This window comes from Microbacterium sp. BF1 (assembly GCF_019279095.1).
Classification (GTDB): Bacteria; Actinomycetota; Actinomycetes; order Actinomycetales; family Microbacteriaceae; genus Microbacterium; species Microbacterium maritypicum.
The window spans coordinates 1-7,035 of the sequence record NZ_JAGYWT010000093.1 but is presented as its reverse complement, the minus strand read 5'-3'; the positions used below and the strand labels follow the sequence as shown (position 1 = coordinate 7,035).

Here is a 7,035-nt window from a genome sequence, read left to right as displayed (position 1 = left end):
CGCAGAAGCTGTTCGTCCAGACACCGGGCCAGGTCTTCTTCGAGAGTGCTCGGCGCGTCAGCAACAGTCGTCCTTCGCGGTCGAGGACGTAGCACGAGAAGGCGAGGTGCAGGGGAGTGTCGTGGGTTTCACCGACCTCGATGTCGACGGCGACGGCGACGACGTGAGCCCCTACGACGCCTCGGTGCTCACCTCGGACAATCGCTCGATCGACATCGACTTCAGCGCCGACTTCGCCGTCGTCGGAACCGACATCGACTGAGCAGATCAGGGCCGCGTCCTGTCGGGCGGACCCGAGACGCCCGGCTCGACGGTGCCGCCGCTCCCACCCGGGGGCGGCGGCATCGTCGCATCCACCGGGCCTCGAAGCCGATTAGCATTCAAGGATGACGAACTCCGATCCGATCGACGACATCTCCATCGGCGGTGAGGTGATCCGCCTCGGGCAGTTCCTCAAGTTCGCCGGACTCCTCGACTCGGGCGGCGACGCCAAAGAGGTCATCATCGACGGGTACGTCACGGTGAACGGCGAGATCGACCGCCGCCGAGGACGCCAGTTGCGCGACGGCGACCTGGTGTCGTTCGAGGGACGAACGGTCCGCGTCCGCCCGTGACCGTCTGACTCCTCGTCAGCCGCCGCTCACGCAGGCGTCACATCCATTCGAGCACCTGCTCGATCAGGATGCCCACGCCGATGACGGTCATGGCGATGCCGGCGATCCGCGTGACCACCGAACTCGCGCGGGGCCGGGTGCGCAACAGTCGACGGGCGAGCAGACCGACCGTCGTGTAGACGATCGCGATGTTGAGCAGGTGCAGTCCGCCCAGCGCGAGCATCTGCGTCGTCGACGGCCAGCCATTCGGACTCGTGAACTGCGGCAGCAGGGCGAGGAGCAGCAGGAGCCCCTTCGGGTTGATGCCGCTGACACCGGATCCGCGCAGGAACTGCCCCCACCCTCCGGTCGCGATCGGCTCGCCGCTCTCCGCGATCGGAGCCGGACGGCTGGCCAGGGTCGTGGCTCCGAGGAAGATCAGGTAGAGCGCACCGACCACCGTCAGGGTCGTGAGGGTGACGGGATACGCGGTGACCAGCGCGCCGAGACCGAGAGCGACGGCGACGATCACGACGGTGTATCCGGCGATCATCCCGAGGATCGACGGTGCGATGGAGCGGGCACGCAGGCCTGCCGAGATCGCATACGCCCAGTCGGCGCCGGGGGTCAGCGCGAGCATGACGGCGACCACCCAGAACTGCATCACCAGAGCGATATCCATCGGTTCTCCTCAATCCGAGGAAGAGACTACGAAGGATCACGCGAAAGGTGCTCCGATTCTTCGAGCCATCCGCGCCTTCACCTGCAAGAATTGTCGGCATGGACGCACTCGACCGGGAGATCCTCTCTCTGCTGCAGGATGACGGCCGGATGAGCGCGACCCACCTCGCCTCGCAGGTCGGCCTGAGCCTGTCCGCCTGCCATCGCCGACTCAAAGAGCTGGAGCAGTCCGGCGCGATCGAGCGGTACCGCGCGGTGGTCGCCCCGGCAGCGGTCGGCCTCACCTTCGAGGCCATCGTCTTCGTGACGATCGGGCGCACCGACAAGGACACGATCGTGGCGTTCGAAGAGGCCGTCGTGGCGATCCCCGCGGTCGTCGAGGCGCAGCGTCTGTTCGGCGACCCCGACTACATGCTGCGCATCCTCACCCGCGACATGGGCGTCTACCAGGAGCTCTACGACAACACCCTCGGCGCCCTGCCCGGCGTGCAGCGTCTCACCTCGACCATGGTGATGAAGCGGCTCGGGGCCGATCGAGCCGTGCCGATCCCCTGACGCAGCAAGGACAGCGCCGGCGCTCTGATCAGACCGCGACAGCGCTGATCGATGCGTGCGGACGGCGTCCGTCCTGCACCCGGGCGTCGCTGTCGACCACGCGGAAGCCGGCGCGCTCCAGCAGCACGGACAGCCCCTCGACTGACCAGTAGTGCGCCGTCGTGACGGCATGCGGGAAGGGCTCTCCGTCGACCCCGGCGAAGAACCCGACCAACAAGGCTCCCCCGTCGCGGAGAACGCGTCGAGCATGGGCGAGGAGGACCGCGAGCTCATCCGGCCCTGCGTGGATCAGCGAGTACCAGGCGAGCACGCCGCCGAGGGAGCCCGACGCGACGCCGACGTCCGTCAGCGATGCCACCCGATACGCAACGTGCGGGAACCGCGCGCAGGCACCGGCGACGAACTCCGGCACCAGGTCGATGCCTTCGGCGTCGATCCCTCGTTCGGCGAGGAACGCGGTCCAGTGCCCCGGGCCGCACCCGGCATCGAGGATGCGCCCGTCGACCGCATTCGCCCAGCCCCCGATGCGCTCCCGGTCGACCTCGTCCATCTGCCCGATGTCGCCGAACAGCTGCGTGTACTCGGCGGCACGTGCGGCGTATCCGTCTCGGATGCGCCGGTCACTCCCTGAGTCGTCCACCACGGCTCTCCCCTCAGCGTCCATTCGCGATCACCGTCGTCCACGGTATCCGGCTCCCGCAGCAGCGCCCCCTCGACGCCCGGACACGACGACCGATACTGTCTGGTCATGACTACGACCGACGCGCCGGTGCGCTCACCTCGTTGGCACCTTCTCGGTTCGCTGCCCTTCGCGGCGGCCGCGCTCGTCCTCGTGAACGGGCTCTACATCTTCCTGGTGGCGCTCGGGAACATCACCGACTACGGCACCAACTTCGATTTCGTGCAGCACGTCTTGGCGATGGACACCACGAACTTCGGCCAGGAGGCCGGCAAGGGGCTCGATCCCGACGTGATGTGGCGGGCGATCGACAACCCCGTGCTGTGGAACATCGCCTACATCGGCGTGATCATCTGGGAGTCGCTGAGCGCGATCGTCCTGATCGTCGCGGTCGTGTTCTTCGTGCGCGGATTCCTCGGCCACGGCTTCCACGCCGCCCGCGTGTGGTCGTCGATCGGGCTGGTGATGATCATCCTCCTCTTCGTGGGCGGGTTCATCTCGATCGGCGGCGAGTGGTTCCAGATGTGGCGGTCCACCTCGTGGAACGGACTCGACCCCGCCTTCCGCAACTCGGTGATCGCCGGCATCGGCCTGGTGCTGCTGCACCTCCCCTCGCCCCGCTGGGACGACACCGCACCGCGTCGCGACGCCTCTCGCTGATCGAGGTCGCTGCATCGACCCGGGTTCAGTCGCGGAGAATCGAGTGCTGCTCGCCCTTCGCCGGCGGTGTGTATGCGCAGGTGTCACCCGCACACAACTGCGGCTTGCGCCGCGCGAAGCGCTGGGCGACAACGCATCCCAGGCAGATCCCGAAGGCTGTCTCCAGGTACAGCAGGAGAAGACACACCCCGCAGATCACCTGAGCGACGATCGTCGGCAGGCCCAACCATCCCAAGCTGAAGCACCCCGCGAGGGACATTCCGAACCCCATGCCCCAGGCAAGGATCTTCGACCGCGCCTCCACCCACTCCGGACGCTGCGGGCGAGTGATCAGCGCACCCAGGATGAGCGTAGGAGTGAAAACTGTTCCGACGAACAACCGCAGCATCATCTCGATGGCGAACACGATTCCGAAGATCCGCATCGGCTGCAGGTCACCGGTGATCACACTCCAGAGCCACGCCGAGAAACCAGCCAGGAACAAGATCCCCGCTGACGCTCGAACCGCGCGTTCGTTCACGACCGGAGTGTCGATGCCCTCGACCCACTGACCGACGACGGGTTGTTCCTTCACGGGCTGAGATGAGCGCATGGACGAAATAATACCCCGGGGGGTATAATCGGAATCACTTCGATCCAAGGAAAGGTGCAGGAGATGTGCGCTCGCGTGACGTGTGGCCAGTGCGGTAAAGCAACGTGGGAAGGTTGCGGTCAGCATGTGGAGGAGGCGCTCTACGGGGTCCCCGACGATCAGCGGTGCGAGGGGCACCCTCATGGCGCGGCGTAGCCTGCGGGCCGTCGCACTCGGGGCGGCTCTCGCCCTCTCCGTCGCGATGAGCGGCTGCGCTGCCACGGCGTCTCCCTCTGTAGCGATCGGCGAAGACACGGTCGTTGTCGATGTGCGCACCCCCGCGGAGTACGCCGAGGGCCATCTCGACGGCGCCATCAACATCGACCTTCAATCCCCGGAATTCGACACGACCATCTCGGAGCTCGATCCCGAGGATGAGTACGTCGTCTACTGCCAGTCCGGCAACCGATCCGCGCAGGCGGTCGCCGCGATGGAAGCCGCGGGACTCGACGTGCAGGACGCGGGCGGGATCTCTGAGGCCGCAGAGGCCACCGGTCTCCCCGTCATCCGATGACGTCTGCCCCCGCTACTCACGGCTCGGAATGAAAGGACCACAATGACCACCCTCACTGTCACCGGCGACAACCTCCGAGACACCATCAGCCGCACCGACATCGTGATCTTGGACTTCTGGGCGGCATGGTGCGGCCCCTGCCGCGCCTTCGCACCCGTCTTCGAGAAGGCGTCCGACACACACTCGGATATCACCTTCGGCAAGGTCGATACCGAATCGGAACGAGAACTCGCCGCCGGCTTTCAGATTCGGTCCATCCCCACGCTGATGGTGTTCCGGGGCGGTATCGGTGTCTTCTCTCAGCCCGGAGCGCTCATTGATGCGCAACTCGAGCAGGTCATCACCTCTGTCCGCGCATTGGACATGGCAGAGGTGAGAGAGCAGCTCCGTCGCCGATCCGAGTCTGCGCACGCACCGTCATGAGAGACTCTTCGACCGCTGACGCCGCCTTCGCCACTGCGGTGAGCTGGCGGAGATACCCCGCGGGGTAGCCCGAGCGTACCGTCGCGCGAGTCGCACCATCGGCGGCGTTCCGAGGCCTCGGTTCAGTGCCCGGATTCTCGGGCGAGAGATCAGTTGAAGTCGCCGCCGGGGGCCATGTCCATGAAGCGCGAGTAGTGCCCCTGGAACGCGACAGTGATCGTCGCGGTAGGTCCATTACGGTGCTTGGCGACGATGAGGTCGGCCTCGCCCGGACGCACGTCCTTGTCGTAGACCGAGTCGCGGTGCAGCAGGATGACCATGTCGGCGTCCTGCTCGATCGAGCCGGACTCTCGCAGGTCGCTAATCGCGGGCTTCTTGTCGGTGCGCTGCTCCGGACCACGGTTCAGTTGCGAGAGGGCGATGACCGGAACCTGCAGCTCCTTGGCGATGAGCTTGAGGCTTCGCGAGAACTCCGAGACCTCCTGCTGACGCGACTCGACGCGCTTGCCCGATGTCATGAGCTGCAGGTAGTCGATGATGACCATGCGCAGGCCCTCGCGCTGCTTGAGTCGACGGCATTTGGCACGGATCTCGACGAGTGTCATGTTCGGGCTGTCGTCGATGTAGAGCGGGGCGTCGTTGATGCGGCCTCGGGTCGCGGCGACGGTGGTCCAGTCGCGCGGGTCGAGGTTTCCCTTTCGCATGTTCTGCAGAGGGATCGCACCCTCGGCGCTGAGCAGACGCATCGCGATCTCGCTCTTGCCCATCTCGAGCGAGAAGAAGACAGAGGGGAGGTTGTGGCCGATGGATGCCGAGCGGGCGAAGTCGAGCGCGAGCGTGGACTTACCCATGGCGGGTCGAGCGGCGACGACGATCATCTGACCGCCGTGCAGGCCGTTCGTGAGCTCGTCGAGCTCCTTGAAGCCGGTCGGAACGCCGGTCATGGATCCGTCGCGACCGCTGGCGGCCTCGATCTCCTCGAGGGCGGCATCGACGGCGATCTGCAGGGGGACGTAGTCTTCGGCGGTCTCGGATCCGGTGATCGAGTAGATCTCGGCCTGGGCGTTGTTGACGATGTCGGTCGCGTCGCCCTCACCGGCATAGCCGAGCTGCACGATGCGGGTGCCGGCGTCGACGAGCCGGCGCAGGATCGCGCGCTCCGAGACGATGCCGGCGTAGTAGCCGGCGTTCGCGGCCGTGGGCACGATCGAGGTCAGGGTGTGCAGGTAGTCGGCACCGCCGGCGCGGCCGAGCTCGCCCGTCTTGATGAGCTCATCGGTGACGGCGACGACGTCGGTGGGCTCGCCGTGCGAGTACAGCGAGAGGATGGCCTCGAAGATCAGCTCGTGCTTGGGGATGTAGAAGTCGGCGCCCTTGAGCGTCTCGATCACATCGGCGACCGCATCCTTCGACAGGAGCATTCCGCCCAGCGCGCTCTGCTCGGCGAGGAGGTCGTGGGGAGGCGTGCGCTCGGGCGCGCGCTTCGCGCCCATGCGCTCCTCTGAGATGTCAGCGATCGACACAGTCTTCCCTTCGATGCGACGTTTCCGATGCGATGTTCCGAGGAGACGCCTCGACGGCGGGGCCTGTATGGATCTCGGCCCTCACGCCACCCTGAACAGCAAAACAGGTGCCTCCGACATTCGGTCGCTCGCCCACGCTACGAGCGACTCTTTCCACATGCAACACGGCCTGTGGATAACCATGTGGAAAGCGTGCGGACAAAGTCGGAGTGTCTGTGCACAACGGGTGTGGATAACCCAGTGGAGGAGTGGGAAAGCAAACTTTTTTATCTGCCCTGATCTGGCGTTTACCCTTTCCCCAGCCTGTGGATGAAAATCAGTTTAAATCGGGCGTTGAAGGTTGCCCTCTTCGGGGATGGGATGTGTAGAACCTGGGGAAAGTCAAGCCGAGATTTCTCCGGGCGCGTCACACCCCGACATCCCCGGAAACGCGCGGAGAACCCCCTAGACAGATCGTGCGGCCGCGAGTATCGTCGCCTCCAATCGACGCAGCTCCGTCGAGATTCGTGGCTTTCTGAGGGGGAGGCACACGAGATCACCTTCTGAGGGGGAGGTTGACGTGGACGTTCGGGCCACCCGACGCGGCACACCTGCCGTCGTCTTCTGGGGTGGCATCGGCGTGCTCGCCTGGGCGACGCTCACGGTCCTCCTCCCGTGGCGGGCAGGGCAATCCCAAGATTCGCCCAGTTGAGTACCGTGCCCACGGTCTCGCCATCAAGGGACAGCTTCAGGACGCCTTCTCTGACATCGATGACGAGCGACGCAATACAAGCCTC

Annotated in this window: 10 protein-coding genes; 5 read left to right on the top strand and 5 right to left on the bottom strand. The window is 65.7% G+C overall.

Going from position 1 to position 7,035, the window contains the following annotated elements:
* The coding region (locus KZA10_RS17745; RefSeq protein WP_308289592.1) for an NUDIX domain-containing protein at nucleotides 1-142 on the bottom strand (142 nt) is incomplete at its 3' end.
* Between the two features lie 244 nt (nucleotides 143-386).
* Here KZA10_RS17745 and KZA10_RS05250 point away from each other — a divergent pair.
* The gene (locus tag KZA10_RS05250; RefSeq protein ID WP_017829834.1) at nucleotides 387-614 is read left to right on the top strand and encodes an RNA-binding S4 domain-containing protein; all 228 of its coding nucleotides are present in this window, start codon (nucleotides 387-389) and stop codon (nucleotides 612-614) included.
* Between the two features lie 37 nt (nucleotides 615-651).
* On the opposite strand, the gene KZA10_RS05245 is transcribed toward KZA10_RS05250, so the two are convergent.
* On the bottom strand, nucleotides 652-1,275 hold the full coding sequence (locus tag KZA10_RS05245; protein WP_055875188.1) for a LysE family translocator: 624 nt from the start codon (nucleotides 1,273-1,275) through the stop codon (nucleotides 652-654).
* Nucleotides 1,276-1,373: 98 nt separating this feature from the next.
* Here KZA10_RS05245 and KZA10_RS05240 point away from each other — a divergent pair, with 98 nt between their 5' ends.
* Nucleotides 1,374-1,829 (top strand): Lrp/AsnC family transcriptional regulator, encoded by a 456-nt coding sequence (locus tag KZA10_RS05240; RefSeq protein WP_218682348.1) that lies wholly within the window; start codon nucleotides 1,374-1,376, stop codon nucleotides 1,827-1,829.
* 28 nt (nucleotides 1,830-1,857) lie between these two features.
* Here KZA10_RS05240 and KZA10_RS05235 read toward each other — a convergent pair whose 3' ends face one another.
* On the bottom strand, nucleotides 1,858-2,472 hold the full coding sequence (locus tag KZA10_RS05235; RefSeq protein WP_218682347.1) for a trans-aconitate 2-methyltransferase: 615 nt from the start codon (nucleotides 2,470-2,472) through the stop codon (nucleotides 1,858-1,860).
* Nucleotides 2,473-2,577: 105 nt separating this feature from the next.
* Here KZA10_RS05235 and KZA10_RS05230 point away from each other — a divergent pair, with 105 nt between their 5' ends.
* The gene (locus KZA10_RS05230; protein ID WP_055875194.1) at nucleotides 2,578-3,168 is read left to right on the top strand and encodes a DUF2165 domain-containing protein; all 591 of its coding nucleotides are present in this window, start codon (nucleotides 2,578-2,580) and stop codon (nucleotides 3,166-3,168) included.
* A 25-nt stretch (nucleotides 3,169-3,193) separates the two neighbouring features.
* On the opposite strand, the gene KZA10_RS05225 is transcribed toward KZA10_RS05230, so the two are convergent.
* Nucleotides 3,194-3,886: a DUF4395 domain-containing protein gene (locus KZA10_RS05225; RefSeq protein ID WP_218682346.1), complete on the bottom strand. Its 693-nt coding sequence runs from the start codon at nucleotides 3,884-3,886 to the stop codon at nucleotides 3,194-3,196.
* 55 nt (nucleotides 3,887-3,941) lie between these two features.
* Here KZA10_RS05225 and KZA10_RS05220 point away from each other — a divergent pair, with 55 nt between their 5' ends.
* The gene (locus KZA10_RS05220) at nucleotides 3,942-4,313 is read left to right on the top strand and encodes a rhodanese-like domain-containing protein (RefSeq protein ID WP_082531540.1); all 372 of its coding nucleotides are present in this window, start codon (nucleotides 3,942-3,944) and stop codon (nucleotides 4,311-4,313) included.
* Between the two features lie 42 nt (nucleotides 4,314-4,355).
* On the top strand, nucleotides 4,356-4,736 hold the full coding sequence (gene trxA / locus KZA10_RS05215) for a thioredoxin (RefSeq protein ID WP_218682345.1): 381 nt from the start codon (nucleotides 4,356-4,358) through the stop codon (nucleotides 4,734-4,736).
* A gap of 149 nt (nucleotides 4,737-4,885) precedes the next feature.
* Here the strand turns inward: trxA and dnaB are convergent, their stop codons facing one another.
* Nucleotides 4,886-6,259, bottom strand: coding sequence for a replicative DNA helicase (gene dnaB / locus KZA10_RS05210; RefSeq protein WP_082524306.1), 1,374 nt, complete (start codon nucleotides 6,257-6,259; stop codon nucleotides 4,886-4,888).
* Between the last annotated feature and the right edge of the window lie 776 nt (nucleotides 6,260-7,035).